Source organism: Amycolatopsis sp. lyj-23 (assembly GCF_046549135.1).
GTDB lineage: Bacteria > Actinomycetota > Actinomycetes > Mycobacteriales > Pseudonocardiaceae > Amycolatopsis.
In genome coordinates this window covers 179,137-205,007 of the sequence record NZ_JAJPWN010000018.1, presented here as the reverse complement: position 1 = coordinate 205,007, position 25,871 = coordinate 179,137, and the positions used below count along the sequence as shown (strand labels likewise).

Genomic DNA, 25,871 nt, shown 5'->3' with positions numbered 1-25,871 from the left:
AACACGTGAGCGAGCCGGTCAGGTCTCTTCGCGGATCCGGGTCACCAGCTGGGTCGGGTTCACGAACCGCAACGCGATGAGGAGGAGCGCGAGCATGGAAGCGGTGTAGATGGTCGCCATGGCGTCGACGGACTGGTTGGCGCGGATGCCGGCGGCGAACACGGAGTTGTAGAGCGCCACCACGAGGGTCGTCGAGTCCGGGCCGGCGGTGAGGAACGTCAGCTCGAACATGCCCACCGTGCGCACCAGCACGAGGATCGACGCGGCCAGGATGCCCGGCAGCAGCAGCGGGCCGAGGATGCGGGTGAACACGGAGCCGGTCCGCGCGCCGGACATGCGGGCCGCGGCCTCGATCTTCGGGTCGATCTGCTCGATGAACGGCGTCATCGTCAGCACGACGAACGGCACCGACGGCACGAGGTTGGCCAGGATGACGCCGGTGGTCGTGCCGGCCAGGTGGAACTTGTAGAGCACGGTGGCGAGCGGGATGCCGTAGGTGATGGGAGGGATCAGGATCGGCAGCACGAACAGGAGCATCACCAGGAGCTTGCCGGGAAAGGCGCGGCGGGCCAGCGCGTAGGCGGCCGGGACGCCGACCGCCACCGAGACGGCGATGACGACCAGCGCGACGACCGCCGTCGTCAGGAGGACGTCCGAAAGGCCGAACTCGCGCCAGGCGTCGGCGTACCAGTGGGTGGTGAAGCCGTCCGGGAGCCAGGTGCCGAACCACTGGGTGCCGAACGAGTCGACGACCACCGAGAGCACCACGCCCGCGAGGTTGACGAAGAAGAACACGACGACGGCCCAGACGACCCAACGTCCGGGACGCGCGACCCAACCGGTCATCCCTTGCCTCCGGTCGCTCCGCGGTACAGGGTGCCCCGCCACGCCATGACCAGGCCGATCACGATGAGCATGACCACTGCCATGAGCATCGCGACGGCCGAGCCCATCGAGTAGTCGTACTCCTCGAAGGCGGCGTGGTAAGCGGCGATCGAGACGACGCGGGTCTCGTTCGCCGGGTCGCCGACGAGCTGCGCGCTCGGGAAGACCGAGAACGCCATGACGAAGGAGAGGCAGAAGGTGATCGCCAGGCCGGGCGCCAGCAGGGGCAAGGTGATCCGCCGGAAGCGCTGGACGCCGTTGGCGCCGAGCGTCGCGGCCGCCTTCTCCAGGGAGGGGTCGATGCCCGAGAGGTAGGACAACGTCAGCAGGAAGGAGAACGGGAAGCCGGTGATCACCAGGGAGAGCAGCACGCCCGTGTAGTTGTGGATCAGCGGGAGCGGCTGGTCGGTGACGCCGAGGACGGTGAGCACCTTGTTCAGCCAGCCCGCCGGCCCGCCGTACATGATCAGGCCCTGCGCGGTGAGCACCGTGCCGAGCGTGATCGGCACGACGAGGATCGTCGTCAGGAGGCGCTTGCCGTGCACGCGGCCGCGCATGACGTAGGCGATCGGGATGCTGGCGAGCACGTTGATCAGGGTGGCGGGCAGCGCGATGCCGAGCGTCGTCCAGATGGTGTCGCGCAGGTAGGGGTCGCCGAAGAACCGCGCGTAGTTGGCGAAGACGCTGCCCTTGCGGGGCGCGAAGGACAGTTGGAGGCCGTAGAGGAAGGGGTACAGGAACAGGCAGGAGGTGACCAGCAGGCCGGGCACCAGGAGCAGCAGGGTGCGGTCGATGCCGCGTTCGGCCAGCCGGTGCCGCAACGCCGGGCGAGCGGTCGCGACGGCCGTCATGGCGCGAACACCAGGACCCGCTCGGCCGGGACGCCGATCTGCACCGTGTCGCCCGGGGCGAGGCGCTTGTCCGTCCGGAAGTACACCGGCAGACCGGTCGCCAGCCGGGCCGAGACCGAGAGCTCGCGGCCGTGGTACTCGACGATCTCGACCGTCACCTCGAGGGCGTTCTCCGCGCCGTCGCCGACCACGAAGTCCTCCGGGCGGATCGCCGCCTTCGCCGGACCCTCCGTGAGGGAACCACGGCCGGTGAGGCGAACTCCCGCGGCCTCCACGGTGACCGACGAGGCCGCCGCCGAGGTCACCGTCACGTCCAGGAGGTTGCGATACCCCATGAAGGAGGCCACATAACTGTTCACCGGCTGGGCGTACACCTCCTCCGGCGTACCGATCTGCTGGACCGCGCCCTCGCGCAGCACCACCAGGCGGTCCGCCAGCGACAACGCCTCCTCCTGGTCGTGCGTCACGTACACCGTCGTCAGGCCGAGCGTCTGGTGGAGGCGGCGGATCTCCATCCGCATCTCGAGGCGGAGCTTGGCGTCCAAATTGGACAAGGGCTCGTCCATCAGCACCACCGGCGGTTCAAGCACGACCGCGCGGGCGATGGCGACGCGCTGTTGCTGGCCGCCGGAAAGCTGCGCGGGGAACTTCGCCGCGTGCTCGGTGAGCTGGACCAGCCGGAGCGCCTCGTCGACGCGCCGGCGGGCCTCGGCGCGGGCCACCTTGTGCATCTTGAGGCCGAAGCCGACGTTGGCGCGGACGGACATGTGCGGGAACAGCGCGTAGTTCTGGAACACCATCCCGAACCCGCGCTGCTCCGGCGGCCGGCCGTCGATGCGGGTGTCGTCGAGCCGGATGCTGCCCGCCGTCAGGGGGAGCAGGCCGGCCAGGCAGTTCAGCGCCGTCGACTTGCCGCAGCCGGACGGGCCGAGCAGGGCCACGAACTCACCGCGGGCGATGGTGAGGTCGAGGCCGCGCAGGGCGTTCGCCGTGCCGAAGCTGCGGGAGACGCCTTCCAGCCGCAGCCGCTCGAACGTCACTTCTTGCCGACCTTCGAGCCGCCGACCAGCTGGTTCCACTTGTCGAACGCCTTGACCTGCTGCTCGGCAGGCAGCGAGGTCTCCTTGGGGTACTGCGCGATCCACTGGTCGTACTCCGGGCGCCCGAACTGCCGAAGGGTGTCCTGGCTCTTCTGCGGGGCCATCGGCAGGGTGACGTCCTTGACCGCCGGGCCGGGGTAGAAGTACCCGTCGTCGTAGGCGATCGCCTGCTGGTCCGGCTTGAGCATCCACGCGACCAGCTGCAGGATCGCCGACTCCTGGTCGGGCGAGAGGCCCTTGGGGATCAGGGCGTACTGGGCGTCGGTGACCCAGTGCATCGGCTGCATGATCGCCGTCTTGACCGTGTTCGGCACGGTGCCGAGCTTGCGGGGGTTGATGTCCCAGCCCGTGGTGGACATGATCATGTCCACCGACCCCGACGCCAGGTTCTTCATCGTCTCCGTGGTGCCGGACGGGTAGTACTTCACGTACTTGCCGAGCTCCTGCAGGAACGCCCAGGTCTTGTCCCAGCCCTTGTCAGGGTCCTTCGGGTCCTTGTCGCCGAGCAGGTACGGCAGGCCCATCAGGAACGTCCGGCCCGGGCCGGAGTTCGACGGCTGGGCGTACTGGAACTTGTCCGGGTGCGCCTTCGCCCAGTCGAGCAGCTCCTGCGGGGACGCCGGGGCGGCGGGCACCGCGCCGGGGTTGAACTCCAGCAGCGGACCCGACGGGTAGTACACGACCTCGACGCCGTAGCCGTTGGCCAGCTCCTGCATCTTCGCCGCGGGTTCGAGGTAGTTCTGCATCAGGTTCGGGAACCGGCTCGAGAAGTCCGGCAGCACCTTCGCCAGGGTGCCGTTCGCGATGCCGGCGGAGAGGCCGTCGGTGCCGCTGAGCACCAGGTGGGTCTGGGCAACGCCGCCGTCCTGCTCGGCCTTGAGCTTGCCCGCCATGCTCGGCGCGGGTGCCGTCGAATAGGTGACCTTCGCGAGCACTTCCGGGTGGGCGGCCTTGAAGTTCTCGATCATCTGCTTGGTGAGCTGCAGGTTGCCGGCGACGTCGAGGATGTTGAGCTCGACCGGCTTGCCCGGCTTCTCGGGCACGGCCTGGGGATCCGCCGCCTGGCCGCCGTCGCCGCCGGGCGCGCCGCAGGCCGCCACACCGGTGGCGAGGGCCGCCGCCAGCAACAGTCTTCGGAATCGGAAGCCGGTGCAACGCTGCATGGCTGCTCCCTAGGTCCGTGCTAATGTTGTATGTCGCATCGTATATCAGATCGGACATTCCAGTGGCGAGCACTTCGTCGGCCCGGAGGCCGCCGCCGCGGTCGGCGCGCTGCTCGGGGTCTCGAAGACGCCGGTGCGCGAGGCACTGCGGATCCTCGCCGGTTCCGGTTTGGTCACGATGAGCACGTACAAGGGGGCCGCGGTCCGGGTCATGGACGCCGAGAGCGCGTCCGCGGTGTACGACCTGCGCGCGCTGCTCGAACCCGAAGCCGTCCGGCGTGCGGTCGAGCGGGGCGTGGACTTCGCAGCAGCGCGGCAGGTGCTGGCCGCCGTCGAGACCGGCACGGCGGCGACCGACCGCGCGAAGGCCAGCCTGGCCAACCGGCTGTTCCACCGCGCGCTCTACGCCGGGTGCGGCAACCCGCTGCTGGTCGAGGTCCTGGACGGGCTGCGCGACCAGGCCGCGCTCATCACCGTCACCGGCTGGGGCATCAGCCCCACCTGGCCGGGCGAAGCCGCCGAACACCGGGCGATCCTGAACGCCGCCGAGAGCGGCAACGCCCGGCAGGCCGAACACCTGCTGCGCAAGCACATCACCGATTTCCTCGACCGGGTCGCCTTCGGGCTGCCCGGCGAACGCACGACCGATACCGGCGATCCGAAGGGGGCCCGATGACGTTCGAGGAGCAGAGGCGGCGGCTTTCCGGGGTGGTGGCCATCCCCGTCACGCCGTTCGACGCCGAGGGCGCCGTCGACACCCAGACGTACGCGAAGCTGGTGGACCGGCTGATCACCGGCGGCATCGAGGTCGTGACGCCGAACGGCAACACGGGCGAGTTCTACGCGCTCGACGCGGGCGAAGCACGCCGGTGCCTGGAGGTCACGGTCGAGGCCGCCGCCGGCCGGGCGAGCGTGCTCGCCGGCGTCGGGCACGACGTCGCGTCGGCGAGGCGGGCCGCCGGGCACGCGCGGGAGGCCGGTGCCGACATGATCATGATCCACCAGCCGGTGCACCCGTACGTCTCCGGCGACGGCTGGGTCGACTACCACGCCGCGATCGCCGCCGAGGTGCCGGAACTCGGCGTCGTGCTCTACGTCCGCAACCCGGCGATCACCGGCGAGCAGCTGCGCGCGCTCGGGGAAGCGGCGCCGAACGTCATCGGCGTCAAGTACGCGGTGCCGGACCCGGTGCGGTTCGGCTCGGTCGCCCGCGACGCGGGCTTCGACCGGTTCGTCTGGATCGCCGGACTGGCGGAGCTCTCGGCGCCCGGCTACTTCGCCGTCGGTGCCACCGGCTTCACGTCCGGGCTGGTGAACGTCGACCCGGCGATCTCGCTGGCGATGTTCCGCGCACTGTCCACAGGGGACTACCCGGCGGCGATGACCGTCTGGGAGAAGATCCGGCCGTTCGAGGAGCTCCGGGCGGCGGACGGGAACGCCAACAACGTCAGCGTGGTCAAGGCCGCGCTCGGCCGGCTCGGCCTGTGCCGCCCCGACGTCCGGCCGCCGAGCCGGCTGCTCACGGCCACCGAAGACGAACAACTCGCCACGCTGCTGGCGGCCTGGGCCGGCGGTGACGCAAGTTACTCGCGCGTTAATAAGGAGTAAGCGGACATACCGAAGGCGTCAGGACGGCGTTCACAGGCGACCTCCGGGCGGGCGAGCAGGGGTGTTCTGGCGGCAGTCCGATCCGCCGTGATGCCCGGAGGCACCCGTGACGCTCAGCGAGCTTCTTCCCAGCCTCGGCTGGGAAGCCGCCGATCACCTCGAGCCAGGAGTCTGGCCGCGAAGCACCCGACTCGGCGAAGACGGCGAACTCCTCTTCGCCGGCGCGCCCGTCAGCCACCTCGCCGCCCGCTTCGGGACGCCGTCCTACCTCCTCGACGAACAGCAGGTCCGCGACACCGCACGCGAGTACCGCGAAGCGCTGCCGGACGTCGAAGTCGCGTACGCGAGCAAGGCGCTGTGTACGCGGGCCGTACTGCGCTGGGTCGCCGAAGAGGGGTTGTCGCTCGACACCTGCTCCGCGGGCGAGATCGCCGTCGCGCGCTCGGTCGGCTTCCCCGCGGAGCGGATGCTGCTGCACGGCAACGCGAAGACGCCCGAAGACCTGAAGGCCGCGCTCGGCTACGGCGTCCGGCGGATCGTGGTCGACTCGCTCGACGAGATCGAGCAGCTGGGCGCGCTCGCCCACGGCGCCCAGCAGGTGATGATCCGGGTGACGCCCGGGGTGGCCGCCGGGGCGCACACGGCCATCAGCACCGGCACCGAAGGCCAGAAGTTCGGCTTCTCGCTCCTCGACGGCGTACCCGACAACGTCGACGCCGCCGTCGAAGCCGTGAAGAAACAACCCGGGTTGCGCCTTCAGGGGCTGCACTGCCACATCGGCTCGCAAGTGTCGCGGGTCGACCGGTACGAAGCCGCCGCCCGGCGGATGGCCGAAGTCCTCGTGCGGATCCGCGACACCCACGGCGTCACGCTGCGGGAGCTCGACCTCGGCGGCGGGCACGCGGTGCCGTACGTCGGCGGCGAGCCCGCGTTCGACCTCGGTGGCTACTCGCGGCGCCTGCGCGTGGCGCTCGCCTACGAATGCGCGGCGCACGGCTTCCCGGTGCCCCGCTTGACGATCGAGCCCGGCCGGGCGATCGTCGGGCCCGCCGGGATCACCGTCTACCGCGTGTGCGCGGTCAAGCGCGGCAGCCGCACGTTCGTGGCGGTCGACGGCGGCATGAGCGACAACGCGCGCCCGTCGCTCTACGGCGCCCGCTACACCACGCGCCTGGTCGGCCGCCGGTCGAAGGCGCAGCGCGTCCCGATGACCGTGGTCGGCAGGCACTGCGAAGCCGGTGACGTCCTCGCCGAGGGCATCAACCTGCCCGCCGACCTGCACGCCGGTGACCTCCTGGCCGTGCCGTGCACCGGCGCGTACCACCACTCGCTGGCGTCGAACTACAACCAGGTCGGCCGCCCGCCGCTGGTCGGCGTGCGGGGCGGCGTCGCGACGCTGCTGGTGCGCCGCGAAACCGAGGAGGACCTCAGCCGGCGTGACCTGGGCTGATCGTGTCGCCGCCGCGCGGCACGACCCCGCGCGGCAGCCGGCGGCCGGCGAAGAAGTCGCGGCAGGCGCGGTGGACGGCGAACATCAGCGGCACCCCGAGCACAATCGACACCACGCCGATCACCGCGACGCCGCCGATGCCGAACACCGTCGTCTCGCCCGCGTCCGGCCGCGCGTACTCGATCAGCGCGAACACCAGCACGGCCAGGAAGAACACGCCGCCGGCGAACGGCAGCAGCCCGCGCAGCACGAAGTTGCGCACGCTCGCGAACAGCGTCCGGCGGAACACCCAGACGCAGGCCAGCGCGGTCATCGTGTACTCGATGGCGATGGTCAGGCCCACCGCGTCGACCGAGTCGGCCAGGACGTTGTCGCTGATCAGCGCCAAGAGGACGTACACGGCCAGCGAGACCAGCCCGAAGGCCCAGGTCGCGACGGTCGGCGTCCGGAACCGCGGGTGCACGCGGCCGAAGACGCGCGGCAGAGCGCCGTGGCTGGCCATCGACAACGTCGTGCGCGCCGCCGGCATGATCGTCGCCTGGCTGGTGGCCGCGCCGCTGGTCAGCACCGAAACGATCAGCAGCACGCCGAGGACCTTGCCCGTGGTGCCGTCCCCGAACACCGCGCCACCGAGACCGGCCAGGACGTCCTCGGAGTTGGCCTCGTTGCCCAGGCCGATCCCCTCGCTGCCGATCCCGGCGAAGGCCAGCGCGGCGACCGTGACGAGCAGGTAGTTCAGCACGAGCAGCACCGTCGAAAGCACCGCGGCGCGCCCCGGCGCGTGGCGCGGGTCGGCGGACTCCTCGTTGACCGACAGCGAGCTTTCCCAGCCCCAGTAGATGAACACGGCCAGCAGCACCGCCGAAACCGCAGTACCGGCGGAGACCCCGCCCGGCCACAGCCAGTCGAGCCGCGGCACGGACGCCTGCGGCCCGGCCGTGCCGTCGAAGACGCGGACCAGCGCCACGACCGAAAAGAGCACCAGGACCGCCAGCTCCACGCCCAGCAGGATCCACTGCGCCCGCGCGGACACCTCGATCCCGCGGTGGCAGAGCCAGCACAGCGCCAGCAGCCAGGCGGCCCCGATCGCCGTCGTCACCCACCGGTTGCCCGCCGCGCCGGACGCGCCGAACAGCAGCAGCGTGTACCGGCCGGTGAGCGCGGACTGGCTGCTCATCACCAGCAGCTGCGCGACCGTGACGACCCAGCCGGTGAACCACCCGGCGTGCGGGCCGAACGCCCGCGTCGCCCAGGTGAAGTTGGTGCCGCAGTCGGGTTCCGCGGTGTTGAGCTCGCGGAAGGCGAAGGCGACGAACAGCACCGGCACGAACGAGAGCAGCACGAACGCGGCCGCCTGGAACCCGGTCCCCGCCAGCACGATCAGCCCGAGCGTGGCCGCGATCGAGTACGCCGGGGCCGTCGACGACATCCCGATGACCATCGACGACACCATGCCCAGCGCGCCGCCGCGCAGTCCCTTCGCGGGAACGGCGGGAGCGACGCCGAGCGCCACGGCCTCGGACATGCGCGGGTCCTCCTGGGGGCATCGGTACGACAGAGCCGCCAGACGGTACCTGCCGCACAGCGGTACGCGCGTCCCGCTGTGCGCGGGCGCACAAAACCGCCTCGGAAAGCCTCGTGAGCCTCACCTCCGGCCACCGATTCCTCGGCTGAGCCCGGCGTGCACGTCGAATCGCGCGAAGCTGTCGCGGAGGGCTCGCTTTCTCCGCTGGTCTCGATACGCTGCGCACTTGACAAATCACATGCCGAAACACAGGGAGGGACGGCATGGGTGACGAAACACGTGCGCGCGCGCTGGACAACACGGACAGATCGCTGATCGACCTGCTCCAGAAGGACGGCCGGGCCTCGTTCACCGCACTCGCCAAGGCGGTCGGGCTTTCGGAGGGAGCGGTCCGCCAGCGCGTGCAGCGGCTGCTGCGTGACGACCTGATGCAGATCGTCGCGGTGACCGACCCGGTCAACGTCGATCTGACCCGCCAGGCCATGGTCGGCATCAACGTCGACGGCGTCGATCCCCGGGACGTCGCCGACAAGCTGTCTGAGCTGACGAACGTGCACTACGTCGTGCTGTGCGCCGGGCGGTACGACCTGCTGGCCGAGCTGGTCTGCCGGGACGACGACCACATGCTCGAGGTGCTCGGCGAAGAGGTGCGCAAGATCCCGGGGGTGTCCGGGACCGAGCTGTTCGTGTACCTGAAGCTGGCCAAGCAGAACTACTCCTGGGGCCGGCTCACGGCCTAGCGGTGCGGGGATGACGGGCGCGCACCGCCCGCCACCCCCCGTTCGCTACAGGAACCGCCGGTGCCCGGACCTCGCGGGCACCCCGGCCTCGGCGAGGCCGGTCAGCGCCGCCGGGAGCGGATCCCGGTGCAGCACCCCGAGGCGCTGCGTGGCGCGCGTGAGCGCGACGTAGAGCTCGGCCGCGCCGCGGGGGCCCGCGGCCAGGATCCGCTCCGGCTCGACCACGAGCACGGCGTCGAACTCCAGTCCCTTGGCGGCCGCAGCCGGGATCGTTCCCGGCACGCCCGGCGGACCGATGACGACGCTGGTGCCGGCGCGACCGGCCTCGTCGCGGACGAAGTCGTCGATGGCCTCCGCCAGCTCGTCGCCGTTCACTCGTCTGGACCACGGCCGGACCCCGGACGCGCGCACGGATTCCGGCGGCCGCGCGCTGGGCGCGAACTGCGTCAGCAACGCGCCGGCGATCGCCATGATCTCCGCCGGCGTCCGGTAGTTGACCGTCAGCTCGCGGTACTGCCAGCGGTCGCCGACGTACGGCGTGAGCATCGTCGCCCAGTCGCTCGCTCCGGCTGCGGAGCGGCGCTGGGCGAGGTCGCCGACGATCGTGAACGACCGGCCGGGGCACCGCCGCGCCAGCACCCGCCAGTCCATTTCGGACAGTTCCTGGGCCTCGTCGACGACGACGTGCCCGTACGTCCAGTCCCGGTCGGCGGCCGCCCGCTCGGCGAGGTCGCGCGGGTCGCGTTCGGTGAACCGCTCGGCCAGGTCTTCGGCGCCGAGCAGGTCCTCGGCGAGGAGCTGGACGTCCTCGTCGAGCTCCTCGGCGTCCAGTTTCAGCAGTTCCATGACCCCGGAGGCGTACTCGGCTTCCGCTTCCGCCCGCCGGCGCGCGGCGGCGCGTTCGGCCGTGTCGTCCCGGCCGAGCAGGTCGGCCAGTTCGTCGAGCAACGGCACGTCGGACACGGTCCACGCCGCGCCGTCCGCGCGGAACAACGCCGGATCGGCCCCGGCGGCCTCGAGCCGGCGCGGCGACGAGTACAGCGGCGCGAGCAGCGTCTCCGGCGTCAGGTACGGCCACAGTCCCTCGAGCGCGGCTTCGAGCTCTTCGTGCTCCCGCAGCTCGGCCAGGACGTCGTCGCGGAGGCCGGCCCACGCCCCGCGGTCTTCCGCGGTCAGCCAGCCCTCGCCGATCTTCGCCGCCGCGCGCTCGGCGAGCAGGGCCAGGACACGCTCGCGGAAGACCGCACGAGCCTCGTTGTGCGGCAACGAGGTCCGGCGCGCTTCGAGCCGGGCCTCGGCCGCGAGCCCGGCGTCGAGGGGCACGGTGACGTCGGACAGCTCGACCGGCACCGGCTCTTCCGGCACCTGCTGCCGGTCGGCGACCGCCGCGGCCAGCACGTCCAGGATCTGCAGCGATCCCTTGCACCGCGCCACCTCCGGCGCGTCCTCGGCGGTGGTGCGCAGGCCGGGGAAGAGCCCGCCGGTGGTCGTGAAGACGACGTCCGACTCGCCGAGCGACGGCAGCACGCGGCCGATGTGGTCGAGGAACAGCGGGCTCGGCCCGACCACGAGCACGCCGCTGCGCGACAGCCGCTCCCGCCGGGTGTAGAGCAGGTACGCCACCCGGTGCAGGGCGACGGCCGTCTTCCCGGTGCCGGGGCCGCCTTCGACGACCAGCACGCCCGGGTGGTCGAGGCGGATGATCTCGTCCTGCTCGGCCTGGATCGTCGCGACGATGTCCCGCATGCCCTCGCCGCGGGGCGCGTTGACGGCCGCGAGCAGCGCCGCGTCCCCGCGGTCGCTGAGACATCGCAGGGGGGACGACCCCCCAGACCCCCCGAAGTCTTCCGAGCCCGGGCGGCCGAGCACCTCATCGGTGAAATCGAGGACGCGGCGGCCCATCGTGTGGAACTGACGGCGGCGGCGCATGTTTTCCGGCCGCGCCGCCGTGGCGACGTAGAACGGCCGCGCCGCCGGCGCCCGCCAATCCAGCAGGAACGGTTCGTAGTCGTTTTCCGCGTCGAACAGCCCGACCCGGCCGATGTAGCTGGTTTCGCCCGAAAGGGCGTCCAACCGGCCGAAACAAAGGCCGTTGTCGGCGACGTCCAGCCGGGCCGCCTCCCGCGACCGGCACCGGACGTCGGTCTCCCGTTCCCCCGGCGTCACCTCGGTTTGCCCGAGGGCGCCGTGGTACCGGGCCTGCGCCGCCGCGCGTTCGCGGTCGAGCCGCTCGTACAGCGCGGCGACGTAGGCCCGTTCTTCCCGCAATTCCTCGTCGTACCCCTGGTTTGACAAGATCCCCTCACAGCGGTTAGACTGATAACAGGTTCGGCGAGTTCTTCTGGTGTTTTGAAGAGCACGCCGATTTTTTATTGTCCACCCGCTGTCAAGGGCCCGCTGTGGAGTGTCAGCCCAGCATGAATTCACGCGGGTTCAGCGGCCGGTCGACCACCCGCACGTCACCCAGCAGCCCCGCGAAACTGCGGTCGACCTTGCCCCCGTAGGACGACGCCCCGACCAGCCACGGGCCGCCCGGGTCGGCGAGCCCGACGGCGGGCGTGGCCGGGTTGCGGACCACCGGGCAGCCGTCGACGAACACCGTCGTGCGCCGTCCGTCGTTGACCACGGCGACGTGCCACCACTTCTCCACCGCCAGCTCGTGCCCCCAGTTCGTCGACGTCCGGTTCTGGTTCAGCGGGTACACCGCCCACTGCAGCTCGCCACTGTCCGAAAGGGACAACGTGGCCGCCGATTCCTGCGGGTCGTCGCCGGTCTTGCCCGCGGCCGCGCCGCTGCCCTGCCGGGCGAACAGCCCGCACCAGCCGTGGTGGCCGTCCTTGAAGTTCGCGGGCAGCCGGAAGAACGCTTCGACGGTGTAGCCACGCTCGAAGGTCAGCTTGTTGATCGGCGCCGCGTCGACCGTGCGCAGGTAGGCACCCCGGCTCGGATCGCGCCCGCCGTCGAACCGCAGGCTCGCCCGCGACGGCTGCCGCGGCGAGAACTCGCTCGAGTACTTCAGCGCGTCCGGACCGCTCCCGGGCGCGGTGACGCGCCTGAGGTCGTTGCCGCGGCCGGTCTGGTCGCGCACGACGACGTCGTCCGGCACCACCTTGCCGTCCTGGCCGCCCTCGAACCGCCAATACGCGACGGTTCCGGGGATCAGGAGCTGCTTCGCCGGCCGTCCGGGCGGGACCGGCACCGGCGCGAAGCCCTGGAAGCGCTCGGCGAAGTCGATCTCCAGGCTGAAGTAGTCGGCCGCGCCGCTGCGCTCGACCTCGACCTGCTGCATCTCGCTCAGGTGGTCCTGCGCGGCGAGCCACGGCGAGAACGTCCGGACGTCGATCACGCCACGGGCCAGGTCGAACTGGTAGAGCCGCACCATCGCGCTGCCGCCGTAGTAGCGGTCCTGGTAGTTGGCGAGGTGGACGTGCACGTCGTGCCCGGCGGCGTTCTTCCGCACGGTGCGCCCGGTCGGCCAGTAGTGGCCGTTGAGCGTGAGGAAGATCTGGTCGTTGCCCTGGACGAGCTCCTGCCAGACGTGCTCGCCGAACGTCGAGAACTGGGCCTGGTGGTCGTCGTCGGCCCAGACCAGCTCGTGGACGGTCAGGATGGCCGGCAGCGTCGGGTGCTGCGCGAGGACCTGCTTCGCCCAGTTCAACCCGCCCGCCGATGGCCGCCAGTCGAGGGCGAGCAGCAGCCACTCGCGACCGCCGCCGCGGAAGATGTGGAAGGTGTTGTAGCCGTCCTTGGACGCGCCGCGGAACGTCGGCGAGTTGCGCTGGCGCTGCGGGCCGAAGGCGTCGAGGTACGGCGACGGGCCGCGCTGGTCGTCCTTCGAGCCGTCGATGTCGTGGTTGCCCGCGAGGGTGCTGTACGGGAACCGGCGGCGGTCGAGCGCCTGGAACGACCGGCTGATGCGGGAGAACTCGTCCACCCGGCCGTTCTGGGTGAGATCGCCGAGGTGAGCGAGGAAGACAACGTTGTCGTCGGCTTCGTCGAGGACATAGCGCAGCGAGGCGTCGAGCGGGGCCGCGTCCCCGCGGTCCTCGTCGAACAGGTACTGCGTGTCCGGCATGACCACGAGCGTGAAGCGCGGATCTTCGGTGTCCGGGCGGTGCCGGCCGGTGGCTTCGGCGGCCGGGGCGCCGAGGACGTTCGGCAGGGTCGCCGCGGCGGCGACCGCCGGGGCGCCGAGGAGGAAGGTCCGGCGAGAAGTGTCAGTCACGGGCGGGAAGCTACGGGCGGCTTCCGACCACCCCGGCAACTGCTGCCGAACACGGGATGAACAGCGGTACTGTGCCCGCATGAGCGGCGCACGGGTGTTCCGGTTGATCCAGCCCGTCGACGACATCGAGGTCGCCGTCGCCTTCTACGCCGCCGTCTTCGGCGACGCCGGTGAGCGCATCGCGGTCAACCGGCACTACTTCACCTGCGGCGGCGTGGTGCTGGCCTGCGTCAAGGCGCCGCTCGGACACCGGGAGCCGCGGCCGCAGCGGGACCCGCGGATCGTCTACCTGGCGGTCGACGACGTCGAGGAGACGTTCGAGCGGGTGCGCGCCGCCGGCCCGCGCTGGTGCGACGACGCCATCGAAACGCAGTTCTGGGGCGAACGCTCCTTCTACGCCGACGACCCGTTCGGCAACCCGCTCTGCTTCGTCCAGGAGGACACGCGCTACTTGGGCGGCCCGGTCGGCTGATTCCGGTGTACCTGGAACGGCATCACGAACCACAGGATCCCGAAGATCAGCAAGCACAGCGCGGCCATGATCACCATGGCGACCCCGCCGTAGACCACCTTGGCGATCAGCGCGACCGTGGACGTGATCGCCAGGGCCAGGCAGACCAGCCCGACCAGCACCAGCCGGTTGCCGACCGTCAGGATCCGCTCGCGGCTGCCGGTGCGGAACAGCAGCCGGTGCCACGCCGCGGGCGCGGTCAGCAGCGCCGTGGCCGCCACGGCGAGCGTGACCGCGGACAGGTGCAGCGCCTTTTCGAACCCGCTGGCGTCGTGGAACCGGTCGGTGAACACGACCGACAGCAGGAAGCCGAAGAGGATCTGCACCCCGGCCTGGGCGACCCGCAGTTCCTGAAGCAGCTCGCCGAGGTTGCGCTGCAGCTTCTCGTTGCGGGTTTCGCCGGTGTGTTCGGGCACGCACTGCACGATATCCGGACACCCGGGTGTCCACACGTCGGGAAATCCGTGACTTTCCGACGAACACCCGGTGCCTCACCGTCCGATGTGGACTGGTTCAGAACCCCCAGGAGCGCTCGGGCACCACGCGGATGCGGACGGAGTACTTGGCGTCGAACCCGTCCGCGGTCAGGCCGAGCGCCGCGTAGTGCGCGCCGTACTTGTCGAGGTAGCCGGGTGCCTCGGACGCCTTTCCCGCCTCCACGTGCGCTTTCCCGGTCACGACGAGGATCGAGCCGCCGTGGTCGTCGCTGTTGAAGTGGAAGCTCACGTCGGGGTGGGCCTCGATGTGCCGGAGCTTCGCGGTGCCCGGCTCGCTGAACAGCACGATGTCTTCGCCGTCGAGGACGAACCACACGGGCCGGGGCGCGGGCCGCCCCTTAGACCGCATCTCATTTGGTTGTGTTGCTGGGTGGGCGATATCTTGATCAGCGATGACCGATGTGGAGAAGTGGTGCCCGGAGCCGTTGTGGCTGCTGGCGTACCCGCTGTTGCCCGATGCGCCGCAACGCCACCAGGGCGGAGGCCGGCGCCGGCTGGATGACCGGGCGGTGCTGGCCGCGATCTTGTACGTGCTGCAGACCGGTTGTGCCTGGTCAGCGCTGCCGGCCTCGTTCGGGGTCAGTGCCGCGACCGCGCATCGCCGGTTCAGCGAGTGGGTCGAGGCGGAGGTGTTCGCCCGGCTGCACCAGCAGGTGCTGGACCTGCTCGGTTCTGCCGGAGCGATCGACTGGTCCCCGGCGTCGGTGGACGCCATGCAGGTCAGGGCGGTAAAAGGGGGGATCTGACCGGCCCCAGCCCGGTTGACCGGGGCAAGCCGGGCTCGAAGATCCACGCGATGAGCGAGCGTGATGGCCTCCCCTTGGCGGTGGTCATCTCCGCGGCCAACCGCAACGACCACCTGAGTTTCGAGGCGGTGGTCGATGCGGTCGCACCGGTCGCCGGGCCGCTCGGACGGCCGCGGCGCCGGCCGCACAAGCTGCACGCGGACAAGGGCTACGACTATCCGGCCTGCTGGAAGGTGCTGCGTGCGCGGGGCATCGTGGCCCGGATCGCCCGCCGGGGTATCGAGTCGGCCAAGCGGCTGGGACGTTACCGGTACGTCATCGAGCGGACCTTGGAGTGGGTTTCCCGGTTCCGCCGGCTGGCACGCCGCTACGAACGCAAGGCCGCCCACTTCCTCAGCTTCGCCCAGCTGGCCTGCGCGATGATCTGCTACCGCCGGGCGATCAAGCTGGATCTTCTAGCCCACAACAACCCCAAATGAGATGCGGTCTTAGGCGTGACGGTGGTCAGCCAGGCGATCGATTCGCCTGCCCGGTCGGCGAGCTTCGGTGTGGCCATGTCGGTACCCCCTGGTCGTCGGGTTTCGTGACCCAGGTAACCACGGGGCACCGACAGTTTCTTCCCGGCTAACGCGCCGCGACCCGCCGCGCGTACCGCGTTCCCGCCGCCAGCAGCACCAGGCCGGCGCCGAGGAACGCGCCGACCCTGGCCAGCCCGTCCAGCGCCGACAGGTCGAACAGGACCAGCTTGAGCACCGCGGCCCCGACCAGGATCAGCCCGGTCACCCGCAGCGCGACGACGTCGATGCCGCGCAGGAGCAGCACGAGCGCCGCGACCGTCCAGGACACCGTGATCAGCGCGTGGCCCAGCAGGAACCCCGTCCGGCCGGGCGCGGCGAGCAGCGCGCCGCACAGCACGACCCCGGCGGCGCCGTAGAGCGCCGAAGCACCGGCGAGCAGCCAGATCGGCAGGTCGTCGGCCGGTCCGCGGAACACGGCCAGGCGCGCCGCGGCCCACGGCAGGGCGACCGAGACGGCGAGGATCAGGGCGGCGACCGCGAGCGCCCCGGCGAGCTCCGCGACCGGGTGGCTGCGCGGCACGATCAGCAGCGCGGGCGTGACGTCGAAGACCACGCCGAGCAGGCCGCCGATCGACGCGAACCCGAGCGCGGCGGCGAGCGCGCCCCGGCTGCGGCCGCCCACCGCGGCCGCGACGAGCAGCAGTGCCTCGCCGAGCAGCACGCCGGAACGTGCCGGGCCGTCGAACTGGGTGACCGTCGCCTGCAGGACCGCCAGCAGGCCGGCCAGCCCGGCCACCTGCCCGGCGAACCCGGGCCACCAGCGGCGCCCCGCCCAGACGGCGAGCAGCACGGCCCCGGCGCCCGCCGTGATCGGCACCGCCTGCCCCTTCGGCAGCAGCACCGCCGCGATCAGCGTCGGCAGCACCGCGGTCGCCAGCAGCGAGAGCGCCGCGGGGTCGTTCTCGCGGCGGCGCAGCACGATCAGCGCGAGCGCGACACCGACGAGCCCGGCGCCGCCGGCCGCGGCGGTGTTGGCCCAGCTGCCGCCCGCGGCGAGCCACGCCGTGCTGATCACCGAGGCGAGCAGCGGCGGGACACCGGCGGCGAGCGTCAGCGACGACCAGTCGCGGCGCAGCTGCACCGGCACCGTCGCGAGCTGGACCATCAACAGAAAGGTGACGAGTTCGGGGGTGAACCCGCCGACGATCATCGGCGCGCACACGACACAGCCGACGACGACGGCGGCGGCCAGCAGCGGCGAGTCCCAGCGCACGGCCACGAGCAGCCCGCCGACGGCGACCGCCAGCCCGGCCGCGAGCCCGGCGAGCACCGGCAGGAACTCGTACAGCGACGTCGCGGCGACGACGTCCAGGTAGAGCGTCGCGATGCCGGTGGCGGCCAGCGCGAACGCCCCGGTGCGGCCGGCGGGCTTGCGGTGCAGCCACACGCCGGTGCCGGTGAGCGCCAGCCCGAACCCGGCGCCGACGAGCACCCGCGGCACCGGCCCCAGCCAGCCCCGCTGCACGGCCAGCACGAGCAGCAGGACGACGCCGAGCAGCGTCACGGCCCCGCCGACCCAGGCGAGCACGCGGCTGCCGGCGCCTTCCTTGCCGAGCTTTTCGCCCAGCGTCTGCCGCGGAACGGGCGGGTGGGGCGCCGGCGGGAACGGCTGCGTCGGGACGTACGGCGGCGGCGGTGGCTGCCACTGGTACTGCGGCCACGGGACCGGCTCAGGCGGCGCCGGGCGGGGCGGCGGCGGCGGTGCCGGCTGTTCGGGCCGCTGGGTCTGCTCAGCCTGCTCAGCCTGCTCGGCTTGCTCCGGCTGCCCGTCCCGGACGGTCCGCAGTTCGGAGCCCACCAGGGCGAGACGACGCCCCAGGTCGTCGATCTCGCCGGCGAGCCGGAGGAGCACATCTGCATCGGTGGTCATACCGGACAGGGTCACGCACCGGCGTCCACCTGCGGATCCGTAGCACTACTCAATCCGGGGTCACGTCCTGGTCGCGGCGAGCACCTCGTCCATGGTGGTCATGATCGAGACGGTCTCGTCCAGCGGCATGAGCGGGCTCTCGGTGTCCCCGGCGGCCAGCCGGAGGGCCACCTCGTCGGCCTGGTGTCGCAGGCCACGGCCCTCGTCGACGTAGTCGAAGCGGCTTCGCTCGCCTTCGCGCGGGACGAAGGTGAAGGAGGCGGGAGCGTAGAAGGGGCCGTCGATCTCGATCCGCGCGTCGGTGCCGACGATCACCGCGGTGGTCGGCGAAACCGCGCTCAAGGTGCAGGTCAGGACGGCTTGCGCGCCGCCGGCGTAGCCGAACAGCATCGACGTCTGCGCGTCGACCCCGGTGAAGGCGGGCGTGGCCACGGCGGCCACGCGCTCCGGCCGTCCGAGCACCATCGAAGCGAACGAGACGGGGTAGATCCCCAGGTCGAGCAGGGCACCGCCGCCGAGCTCGGGAGCGAAGAGCCGGAAGGCGGGGTCTTCGGCGAACCACTGCCCGTGGTCGGCTGTGACGGTGACGACCGTCCCGAGCTGCGGCAGGAGCTCGCGGACGTGCCGGATGTGCGGCAGGAAGCGCGTCCACATGGCTTCCATGAGGAAGAGGCCCTTGCTCCGCGCGAGCTCGACGAGCTCGCGAGCTTCGCCGGCGTTCATCGTGAACGGCTTCTCGACGAGCACGGGCTTCCCGGCCTCGAGCGCGAGCCGGGCGTTGGCGTGGTGCATCGGGTGCGGGGTGGCGATGTAGACGACGTCGACGTCCGGATCGTGCGCGAGGGCCTCGTAGCTGCTGTGGCGCGTTCCGATCCGGTGTTCGTCGGCGAACCGCCCGGCACTGGCCTCGCTGCGCGACCCGACCGCGGCGACCACTCCGGACCCGGTGAGCTTCAGGTCCTGGGCGAAGGCGCCGGCAATGCTGCCGGTACCCATGATTCCCCAGCGCAGGGGCTTGTTCGTCATATCCGCACCCTATGCCGAGCGGGACCCGTAAAGTGTTGCCGCGATCACGTCGAGGGGGACACGATGAGTTACGAAGGCCAGCCGAAGAAGTCCGGCTGGGGCGAACTCGGCCACAAGTGGATCACCGCGATCGCGGCACTGGTCACCGCGCTCACCGGCGCCGGTTTCTTCATCGGCCGGAGCAGCGCTCCGGACGCCCGGCCGGTCGCGCCGGCGACGGTCACCGTGACGGCGCCCGGAGCCGCCCCGCCGGCCGGCACCGGCACGACGGGTGCGGTGCCGGTGAACGCGGACCCGGCCGTCTACTGGTCGGGCGAACTCGAGTGGGGCAAGTTCAACCTCGACCTCAATCCCCCGAACTACACCGACGGCGAGTACACCCAGGCCCTCGGCGACCTGTTCTACGTCGACGGCAAAGCCCAGCTGGCCTCCTGGAAGAAGGGCGGCTCGCCCGGCAAAGCCGACTGCGCGTCGGCGGTCGACGCCGACGGCTTCAACCAGACCCGCTTCACGAAGGACAACCACATCTGCGGGCGCACCGCCGAAGGGCGGATCTTCCGCCTGGACGTCACCTCGACGGGCAACACCGTCCGCACGCAGGTCATCGTCTGGAACAAGTGAGCCCGGCTGGGCGTGACCGACACCACAGGCGACAATGGAGGACGTGACCGCGACCCTGAGCAAGCCCGCCCTGAAGATCGGCCCCTACGAGGTCTATCCGCCGGTCGTGCTCGCGCCCATGGCCGGAATCACCAACGTCGCCTTCCGGCAGCTGTGCGCCGAGTACGGCGCCGGCATCTACGTGTGCGAGATGATCACCGCGCGAGCCGTCGTCGAACGGCACCCCGGGACCATGCACATGATGACCTTCGGGGCGAACGAGAAGCCCCGGTCCATGCAGCTCTACGGCGTCGACCCGAAGACGATGGCCGAAGCGGTCCGGATCATCGTCGGCGAGGGGCTGGCCGACCACGTCGACTCCAACTTCGGCTGCCCGGTCGCGAAGGTGACCCGCAAGGGCGGCGGGGCCGCGCTGCCGTTCAAGCGGAAGCTGTTCGAAGCCATCGTCCGCGAGTCGGTCAAGGCGGCCGGGGACACGCCGTTCACGGTGAAGTTCCGCATCGGCATCGACGACGACCACCACACCTTCCTCGACGCCGGCCGCATCGCCGAAGCCGAGGGCGCCGCGGCCGTCAGCCTGCACGCCCGGACCGCGGCCCAGCGCTACTCCGGCCAGGCCGACTGGACCAAGATCGCCGCCCTCAAGGAAGCCGTCACCAGCATCCCGGTGCTCGGCAACGGCGACATCTTTTCCGCGGCCGACGCCCTGCGCATGGTCGACGAAACGGGCTGCGACGGCGTCGTGGTCGGCCGCGGCTGCCTCGGCCGCCCGTGGCTGTTCGGCGAGCTGGAAGCCGCTTTCCAGGGCCGCTCGCTGCCCACCCCGCCGAACCTCGGCGAGGTCGCTGCCGTGCTCCGCCGCCACACCGAACTGCTCATCGAGCACGACGGCCACGACAAGGCCATGCGCGACATCCGCAAGCACATGGCCTGGTACCTGATGGGCTTCCCGGTGGGTTCCGAACTCCGCCGCGGCTTCGCGATGCTGTCGTCGATGGACCAGCTCGACGACCTGATCGCCCAGCTCGACCATTCAGCCCCGTTCCCGGAAGCGGCCACGGGCCCGCGTGGCCGCCAGGGCTCCCCGGGCAAGGTAACGCTGCCCCACGGCTGGCTCGACGACCCGGACGACGACTGCGTCCCGGAGGCGGAAGACATGCACTCCGGCGGCTGAGGCGGCTCAGCCGGGAGCCGTGACATCTGTCAGCCCGAAGTCGTGGCGGACGGCATCCTTCCGAAGCCCGCCGCCGCGACAAGCTTTTCCCATGACGACGAACCAGCCCGGAAACGCCCTCCTCAAGACCCTCGCGATCGAGATCGCCGTCCCCACCGGCGTCTACTACGCGCTCCACTCGCTCGGGGCGAGCGACTTCACCGCCCTCGCCGCCTCCGGCGTCTTCCCGCTGGCCCGGACCCTCTTCCAGTTCGCCAAGGACCGGACCCTCAACGGCCTCGCCCTCGTCGTGCTGACCACGAACATCGTCGGCATGCTGCTCACCTTCGTCACCGGTGACGCCCGGATGATGATCGCCAAGGATTCGCTCGGCAGCGGGATCACCGGGCTCGTCCTCCTCGCCTCCACCTTCACCGCGGCCCCGATCATGACCAAGACCATGCGGCCCTTCCTCACGCGCGGCCAGGCCGCACGGGAAGCCGCGTGGGAACGGCTCAGTGACAACGAAACCTTCAACGCCGTCCTGCGGCGCTGCAGCGTGATCTGGGGTATCGGCTTCGCGCTGGAGAGCGCGGCTCGCATCGTCGGCGCGTTCACGCTGCCGGTGTCGACCATGGTCTGGCTGAGCACCACCATCTTCGCGGTCGTCTTCGCGGTGATGATGGTCGTCTCGGGCAAGGTCGCCGAGAAGGCGGGCAAGATGCTCGCCGGCGAGGCGAAGGTCCTCGTAGCCGCTTGACCTGCGGCAACGCCGGGTGTACAGGTGTGGACATGTACAGCAAGCGGGAGCAGCTGGTCGGCGACCTCACCGACCTGATCCGCTCCGGGCGCCTCGCCCACGGCGAGCGCCTGCCCGGCGAAAACCAGCTCGCCCTGCAGTACCAGGTCAGCCGCGGCACCGTCCGCAGCGCCCTCTCCGAACTCCAGCAGCTCGAGCTCATCTCCACCCAGGCCGGCGTCGGATCGTTCGTCACCTTCGACGGCGTGCAGCTCGACCAGCGCATCGGCTGGGCCCGCGCGCTCGCCGACGCCGGTGCGCCGGTCACCACCGAACTGCTCGGCATCGAAACCGTCGAAGACGTTGCGCTGCACGAAGAATTCGGCGAGCACAGCTACGTCGCCGTGCGGCGGCTGCGCCGGGAACACGACCGCGGGATTTCGCTCGAGACGGCCACCGTGCCCGCCGTCGGGCCGCTCGCCGACCTGCCCGGCACCGGACTGCGGGACGGCTCCCTCACCAAGACCCTAGAAGCCGCCGGGCGGATCTCCGTCGGCGGCGACCAGTGGATCAGCACCGAACGCCTCGACGCCTGCGCGGCCGAACTGCTCGGCCGGAGCATCGGCGAGCTCTTCCTCCGCGCCGAGCGCACCTCGGTCGACGCCGAAGGCCGGCTCGTCGAGCGGGTCGTCAGCCTGCTGGACCCGGACCGGTTCCAGTTCCACCTCACGTTCGGACACCGGTGACCGCGCGGGACCGGGCGCTCGGCGCCTTCACCGGGCTGGCCGTCGGCGACGCGCTCGGCATGCCGACGCAGTCGATGTCCCGCGCCGCCATCGCCGCCACCTACGGGCCGGTCACCGGCCTGTTGACCGCCGTCGCCGACCAGCCGGTCGCGCCCTCGATGCCCGCCGGCTCGGTCACCGACGACACCGAGCAGGCCGTCCTGCTGGCTCGCCTCCTCATCGACGGCCGCGGCACCGTCGAGCCGCACGTCTTCGCCGACGCGCTGCTGATCTGGGAGGCCGACATGGTCCGCCGCGGTTCCGCGGACCTGCTCGGGCCGTCCACCAAACGCGCGCTCGCCCGGCTGCAGGACGGCGTCCCGGCCGACGAAGCCGGCCGCACCGGCACCACCAACGGCGCCGCCATGCGCGTCACGCCGGTCGGCATCGCGACGCCGTCGGACGACCTGCACCGCCTGGTCGACGCCGTCGTCGCGACCGCTCGGGTCACGCACAACACGAGCCTCGGCATCGCGTCGGCCGCCGCGGTCGCGGCCGCGGTCTCCGCCGGGGTCGACGGCGCGAGCCTCGCCGAAGCGCTCGACGCGGGCGAGCGGGCGGCGGTCGTCGGCGGGGAACGCGGGCACTGGGCGCCCGGCGGGGAGATCGCCGCGCGGATCCGCTGGGCGCGCGACTGGGTGCGGGGCATGGCACCGTCCGCCGTCGCCGACGCGGTCGCGCAGGTCATCGGCACGTCCGTGTTGTCGCAGGAGTCCGTCGTGGCCGCGTTCGCGCTGGCCGAAGCCATGGGTGACGACCCGCCGTCGGCCCTGCGCCTGGCCGCCGGGCTGGGCGGCGACACCGACACCGTCGCCGCGATCTGCGGGGCGATGCTCGGCGCCGCGCACGGTGTCGGCGCCTTCCGCCCGGACGTCGTCGAGACCGTGCTCGCCGTCAACCGCCTCGAATTCGGGCCGCTCGTGGACGAACTCCTCAAGCTGCGCCGCCGATGACCGGGCGGCTGGTGCACACCGGGCAGGTCGTCGTCGACCTGGTCATGGCGGTGCCGGCGCTGCCGCCGGCAGGCGGCGACGTCCTGGCTTCGTCGACGAAACTGTTGCCGGGCGGCGGTTTCAACGTCATGGCCGCCGCCGCGCGCTCCGGCGCCCAGGTGCTTTACGCGGGCAGCCACGGCACAGGCGCCTTCGGCGATCTCGCCCGCGCCGCGCTCGCCGCCGAAGGGGTGGAACTGGCGCACGCCCCAACGTCCGAAGTGGACACCGGTGTCGTCGTCGTGCTCGTCGACGCGACCGGCGAACGCACCTTCGCGACCGGCACCGGCGCCGAAGGATGGCTGCGCGCGGAACTGCTCGACCGGATCACCCCAAAGACTGACGACGTGGTGTACGTGAGCGGATACAGTTGGTTGCACGAGATCAATCGCGGGGCCCTCGTCGAGTGGCTGCCCCGTCTTCCCGGCTCGAGGATCCTGTTCGATCCCGGCCCGCTCATCGGCGACATCAACCCTGGAGGCCTGCGTGATTTGCTGTCCACAATAGACATACTGAGCTGCAATGCCCGTGAAGCCGAGGTGCTGGGCGAGGCGCTGGGTGTGCTGCCGCCGGTCGCCGTCGTCCGCGAAGGCGGAAAAGGCTGTCGTGTCCACGAAAACGGCCGGATCACCGACGTCCCGGGTTTCCCGGTCGACGTCGTGGACACCACCGGCGCCGGCGACACGCACTGCGGCGTGCTGGCCGCGGAGCTGTTGCGCGGCAGTACCGTCCTCGACGCCGCGGTGCGCGCGAACGCGGCGGCCGCGCTTTCGGTGACCCGGCGCGGGCCGGCGACCGCGCCCGGCCGGGCAGAGATCGACAAGCTGGTGGAGGCGACGCGATGACCGGTTCCCGCAGGCTCGAGGTGGAGACCAACGGCCTCGACGTGATCGACGACGCCGAGCGGCGCGGACGACCGCTGCAGCTGTTCTGGCCGTGGTTCGGCGCGAACGTGTCGGTGCTGGGGCTGAGCTACGGCTCGTTCACCCTCGGCTTCGGCATCTCGTTCGGGCAGGCGCTGGTCGCCGGCGTCGTCGGCATCCTGTTCTCGTTCCTGCTGTGCGGGTTCATCGCCATCGCGGGCAAACGCGGCTCGGCACCGACGATGCTGCTCTCGCGGGCGGCGTTCGGCGTGCGCGGCAACCGGCTGCCGTCGGCGATCTCGTGGCTGCTGACGGTCGGCTGGGAGACCGTGCTCGCCGCGCTGGCGACGCTGGCCACGGCGACCGTCTTCGAGCGCCTCGGCTGGGGCGGCGGCACCCCGACGAAGGTGGTCGCGCTGGTCGTGGTGGCGGCGCTGACCGTGGCCGCCGGCGTGCTCGGCTTCGACGCCATCATGAAGCTGCAGACGTGGATCACCTGGATCACCGGTGTGCTCACCGTCGTCTATGTGGTCCTCGTGGCCAAGGACGTGCACTGGGAGGCCGTGCGCGGACTGCCGTCCGGCTCGGCGCAGCAGTGGGTCGGGGCGCTGGTGTTCCTGATGACCGGCTTCGGCCTCGGCTGGGTCAACGCGGCCGCGGACTACTCGCGCTACCTGCCGCGGACGTCGTCGAGCCGGGGCGTGGTCGGCTGGACGACGTTCGGCGCGTCGGTGGCGCCGGTGGTGCTGCTGGTGTTCGGGCTGCTGCTGGCCGGCTCGTCACCGGACCTGAACAAGGCCATCGCGGCCGACCCGATCGGCGCGCTGACGACGTTGCTGCCGCTGTGGTTCCTGGTGCCGTTCGCGATCGTCGCGGTACTCGGCCTGGTCGGCGGCGCGGTACTGGACATCTACTCGTCGGGGCTGGCCCTGCTCTCGGCGGGCGTGCGCATCCCGCGCCCCGCGGCGGCGCTGGTCGACGGCGGGCTCATGATCCTCGGCACGATCTACATCGTCTTCTTCGGCGGCGAGTTCCTCGGTCAGTTCCAGGGCTTCCTGGTGACGCTGGGCGTGCCGGTCGCGGCCTGGTGCGGGGTGATGCTCGCGGACGTCCTGCTGCGCCGACGCGACTACGCCGAGCGAGAGCTGTTCGATCCGGCCGGCCGCTACGGCGACATCCGCGTCGGCCCGATCGCGCTGGTGCTGCTGGCGACGGCGCTCGGCTGGGGCCTGGTGACGAACACGTCCGCGGAGTGGCTGAAGTGGCAGGGTTACCTGCTGGAACCGCTCGGGCTGGGCGGCCGCGAAGGCGCGTGGGCGTTCGCGAACCTCGGCGTGCTGCTGGCGCTGGCCCTGGGTTTCCTGGTGACGTTGCTGACGCGGCGGCGGGTCCGCGAGCAGGAGGCGGTGTGAGGAGCATCCTGGCGGTCATCGACCTGCAGAACGTGTTCGCCGACCCGGCGAGCCCGTGGTTCACCCCCCGCTTCGCCGAGGTGGTCGCCCCGATCCACCGCCTGGTGACGGCGTTCGGCACCGACGTGGTGTTCACGCGGTTCGTCGCACCGGCGCACCCGGAAGGAGCCTGGCGCCGCTACTACGAGCAGTGGCCGTTCGCCCGCCAACCACCGGACGCACCGCTCTACCAGGTGGTCGACGCCTTCCAACCGACGTCCACAGTGGACGCAACCACGTTCGGCAAGTGGAACCCCCGCATGGCCACCCGAGTGGGCGGCGCAGGCTTGGTACTGGCGGGCGTCTCAACGGACTGCTGCGTGCTGTCGACGGCCCTCGCAGCCGCCGACGCAGGTGTCGCGGTAACGGTGGTCTCCGACGCTTGCGCGGGCGCGGACGACGAGAGCCACGCAAAGGCGCTGGACATCATGCGGCTGTACGCCCCGCTCGTGCAGGTGGCCACGACGGAGGAGGTGCTCGCGAAGTAGATTC

Annotated in this window: 25 protein-coding genes; 14 read left to right on the top strand and 11 right to left on the bottom strand. The window is 71.3% G+C overall.

All coding sequences use genetic code 11. The annotated features are described in order from the left end of the window. Positions 1-18: 18 nt before the first annotated feature. Genes ACLJPY_RS38085 through ACLJPY_RS38070 form a run of 4 tightly spaced genes read right to left on the bottom strand, consistent with a single transcriptional unit; the run spans position 19 to position 3,999 of the window. Positions 19-846 carry an ABC transporter permease gene (locus ACLJPY_RS38085; protein WP_410595847.1) on the bottom strand — a complete coding sequence of 276 codons (828 nt, stop codon included), beginning with the start codon at positions 844-846 and terminating at the stop codon, positions 19-21. Beyond that, the gene (locus ACLJPY_RS38080; RefSeq protein WP_410595846.1) at positions 843-1,736 is read right to left on the bottom strand and encodes an ABC transporter permease; all 894 of its coding nucleotides are present in this window, start codon (positions 1,734-1,736) and stop codon (positions 843-845) included. Before ACLJPY_RS38080 ends, ACLJPY_RS38085 begins: the two co-directional genes overlap by 4 nt. Further along, positions 1,733-2,776, bottom strand: coding sequence for an ABC transporter ATP-binding protein (locus ACLJPY_RS38075; RefSeq protein ID WP_410595845.1), 1,044 nt, complete (start codon positions 2,774-2,776; stop codon positions 1,733-1,735). The genes ACLJPY_RS38080 and ACLJPY_RS38075 overlap by 4 nt, the downstream gene beginning before the upstream one ends. Continuing rightward, positions 2,773-3,999, bottom strand: a complete 1,227-nt coding sequence (locus ACLJPY_RS38070) for an extracellular solute-binding protein (RefSeq protein WP_410595844.1) — start codon at positions 3,997-3,999, stop codon at positions 2,773-2,775. Before ACLJPY_RS38070 ends, ACLJPY_RS38075 begins: the two co-directional genes overlap by 4 nt. 133 nt (positions 4,000-4,132) lie before the next feature. On the opposite strand from ACLJPY_RS38070, the gene ACLJPY_RS38065 reads away from it, so the two are divergent. From ACLJPY_RS38065 to lysA, 3 genes are all read left to right on the top strand, one after another. Next, entirely contained in the window at positions 4,133-4,675 is a 543-nt protein-coding gene (locus ACLJPY_RS38065) for a GntR family transcriptional regulator (protein WP_410595843.1), read from the top strand. Further along, positions 4,672-5,607 carry a dihydrodipicolinate synthase family protein gene (locus tag ACLJPY_RS38060; RefSeq protein ID WP_410595842.1) on the top strand — a complete coding sequence of 312 codons (936 nt, stop codon included), beginning with the start codon at positions 4,672-4,674 and terminating at the stop codon, positions 5,605-5,607. Before ACLJPY_RS38065 ends, ACLJPY_RS38060 begins: the two co-directional genes overlap by 4 nt. 106 nt (positions 5,608-5,713) lie before the next feature. After that, complete coding sequence (gene lysA / locus ACLJPY_RS38055; protein ID WP_410595841.1) at positions 5,714-7,057, top strand: diaminopimelate decarboxylase; 1,344 nt, start codon at positions 5,714-5,716, stop codon at positions 7,055-7,057. Here lysA and ACLJPY_RS38050 read toward each other — a convergent pair. After that, positions 7,035-8,582, bottom strand: coding sequence for an APC family permease (locus ACLJPY_RS38050; protein WP_410595840.1), 1,548 nt, complete (start codon positions 8,580-8,582; stop codon positions 7,035-7,037). The genes lysA and ACLJPY_RS38050 overlap by 23 nt on opposite strands. A gap of 263 nt (positions 8,583-8,845) precedes the next feature. Here ACLJPY_RS38050 and ACLJPY_RS38045 point away from each other — a divergent pair, with 263 nt between their 5' ends. Then, positions 8,846-9,322, top strand: a complete 477-nt coding sequence (locus tag ACLJPY_RS38045) for an Lrp/AsnC family transcriptional regulator (protein WP_410563482.1) — start codon at positions 8,846-8,848, stop codon at positions 9,320-9,322. A 45-nt stretch (positions 9,323-9,367) separates the two neighbouring features. Here ACLJPY_RS38045 and helR read toward each other — a convergent pair whose 3' ends face one another. Then, on the bottom strand, positions 9,368-11,617 hold the full coding sequence (gene helR / locus ACLJPY_RS38040; protein WP_410595839.1) for an RNA polymerase recycling motor ATPase HelR: 2,250 nt from the start codon (positions 11,615-11,617) through the stop codon (positions 9,368-9,370). A 112-nt stretch (positions 11,618-11,729) separates the two neighbouring features. Then, the gene (locus ACLJPY_RS38035; RefSeq protein WP_410595838.1) at positions 11,730-13,547 is read right to left on the bottom strand and encodes a LamG-like jellyroll fold domain-containing protein; all 1,818 of its coding nucleotides are present in this window, start codon (positions 13,545-13,547) and stop codon (positions 11,730-11,732) included. A 79-nt stretch (positions 13,548-13,626) separates the two neighbouring features. On the opposite strand from ACLJPY_RS38035, the gene ACLJPY_RS38030 reads away from it, so the two are divergent. Then, the gene (locus tag ACLJPY_RS38030) at positions 13,627-14,019 is read left to right on the top strand and encodes a VOC family protein (RefSeq protein WP_410595837.1); all 393 of its coding nucleotides are present in this window, start codon (positions 13,627-13,629) and stop codon (positions 14,017-14,019) included. Here the strand turns inward: ACLJPY_RS38030 and ACLJPY_RS38025 are convergent. Further along, positions 13,995-14,483, bottom strand: coding sequence for a DUF6328 family protein (locus tag ACLJPY_RS38025; RefSeq protein ID WP_410595836.1), 489 nt, complete (start codon positions 14,481-14,483; stop codon positions 13,995-13,997). The genes ACLJPY_RS38030 and ACLJPY_RS38025 overlap by 25 nt on opposite strands. 88 nt (positions 14,484-14,571) lie before the next feature. Continuing rightward, positions 14,572-14,904: a pyridoxamine 5'-phosphate oxidase family protein gene (locus tag ACLJPY_RS38020; RefSeq protein ID WP_410595835.1), complete on the bottom strand. Its 333-nt coding sequence runs from the start codon at positions 14,902-14,904 to the stop codon at positions 14,572-14,574. Positions 14,905-14,947: 43 nt separating this feature from the next. Here ACLJPY_RS38020 and ACLJPY_RS38015 point away from each other — a divergent pair. Further along, positions 14,948-15,780 (top strand): IS5 family transposase gene (locus ACLJPY_RS38015; protein ID WP_410595834.1). Its coding sequence is split into 2 segments (ribosomal slippage): positions 14,948-15,284 and positions 15,284-15,780, totalling 834 coding nucleotides; the frame shifts between segments, so codons are not numbered across the junction. Positions 15,781-15,925: 145 nt separating this feature from the next. On the opposite strand, the gene ACLJPY_RS38010 is transcribed toward ACLJPY_RS38015, so the two are convergent. Together ACLJPY_RS38010 and ACLJPY_RS38005 are read right to left on the bottom strand one after the other, a co-directional pair. Continuing rightward, positions 15,926-17,749 (bottom strand): DUF2339 domain-containing protein, encoded by a 1,824-nt coding sequence (locus tag ACLJPY_RS38010; protein ID WP_410595833.1) that lies wholly within the window; start codon positions 17,747-17,749, stop codon positions 15,926-15,928. Positions 17,750-17,809: 60 nt separating this feature from the next. Beyond that, positions 17,810-18,775, bottom strand: a complete 966-nt coding sequence (locus tag ACLJPY_RS38005; protein WP_410595832.1) for a Gfo/Idh/MocA family protein — start codon at positions 18,773-18,775, stop codon at positions 17,810-17,812. Between the two features lie 63 nt (positions 18,776-18,838). On the opposite strand from ACLJPY_RS38005, the gene ACLJPY_RS38000 reads away from it, so the two are divergent. From ACLJPY_RS38000 to ACLJPY_RS37965, 8 genes are all read left to right on the top strand, one after another. Next, on the top strand, positions 18,839-19,396 hold the full coding sequence (locus ACLJPY_RS38000) for a hypothetical protein (protein WP_410595831.1): 558 nt from the start codon (positions 18,839-18,841) through the stop codon (positions 19,394-19,396). Positions 19,397-19,430: 34 nt separating this feature from the next. Next, positions 19,431-20,570 carry a tRNA dihydrouridine synthase DusB gene (gene dusB, locus ACLJPY_RS37995; RefSeq protein WP_410595830.1) on the top strand — a complete coding sequence of 380 codons (1,140 nt, stop codon included), beginning with the start codon at positions 19,431-19,433 and terminating at the stop codon, positions 20,568-20,570. Between the two features lie 91 nt (positions 20,571-20,661). Further along, complete coding sequence (locus tag ACLJPY_RS37990; RefSeq protein WP_410595829.1) at positions 20,662-21,309, top strand: VC0807 family protein; 648 nt, start codon at positions 20,662-20,664, stop codon at positions 21,307-21,309. 32 nt (positions 21,310-21,341) lie between these two features. After that, a complete protein-coding gene (locus ACLJPY_RS37985) occupies positions 21,342-22,034 on the top strand; it encodes a GntR family transcriptional regulator (protein ID WP_410595828.1) in 693 nt (230 codons plus the stop codon). Then, positions 22,031-23,026 (top strand): ADP-ribosylglycohydrolase family protein, encoded by a 996-nt coding sequence (locus ACLJPY_RS37980; RefSeq protein WP_410595827.1) that lies wholly within the window; start codon positions 22,031-22,033, stop codon positions 23,024-23,026. Before ACLJPY_RS37985 ends, ACLJPY_RS37980 begins: the two co-directional genes overlap by 4 nt. After that, positions 23,023-23,910: a PfkB family carbohydrate kinase gene (locus ACLJPY_RS37975; protein ID WP_410595826.1), complete on the top strand. Its 888-nt coding sequence runs from the start codon at positions 23,023-23,025 to the stop codon at positions 23,908-23,910. Before ACLJPY_RS37980 ends, ACLJPY_RS37975 begins: the two co-directional genes overlap by 4 nt. Then, the gene (locus ACLJPY_RS37970; RefSeq protein WP_410595825.1) at positions 23,907-25,340 is read left to right on the top strand and encodes a purine-cytosine permease family protein; all 1,434 of its coding nucleotides are present in this window, start codon (positions 23,907-23,909) and stop codon (positions 25,338-25,340) included. The genes ACLJPY_RS37975 and ACLJPY_RS37970 overlap by 4 nt, the downstream gene beginning before the upstream one ends. Continuing rightward, entirely contained in the window at positions 25,337-25,867 is a 531-nt protein-coding gene (locus ACLJPY_RS37965) for a cysteine hydrolase family protein (protein WP_410595824.1), read from the top strand. Before ACLJPY_RS37970 ends, ACLJPY_RS37965 begins: the two co-directional genes overlap by 4 nt. The last annotated feature ends 4 nt before the right edge of the window (positions 25,868-25,871 follow it).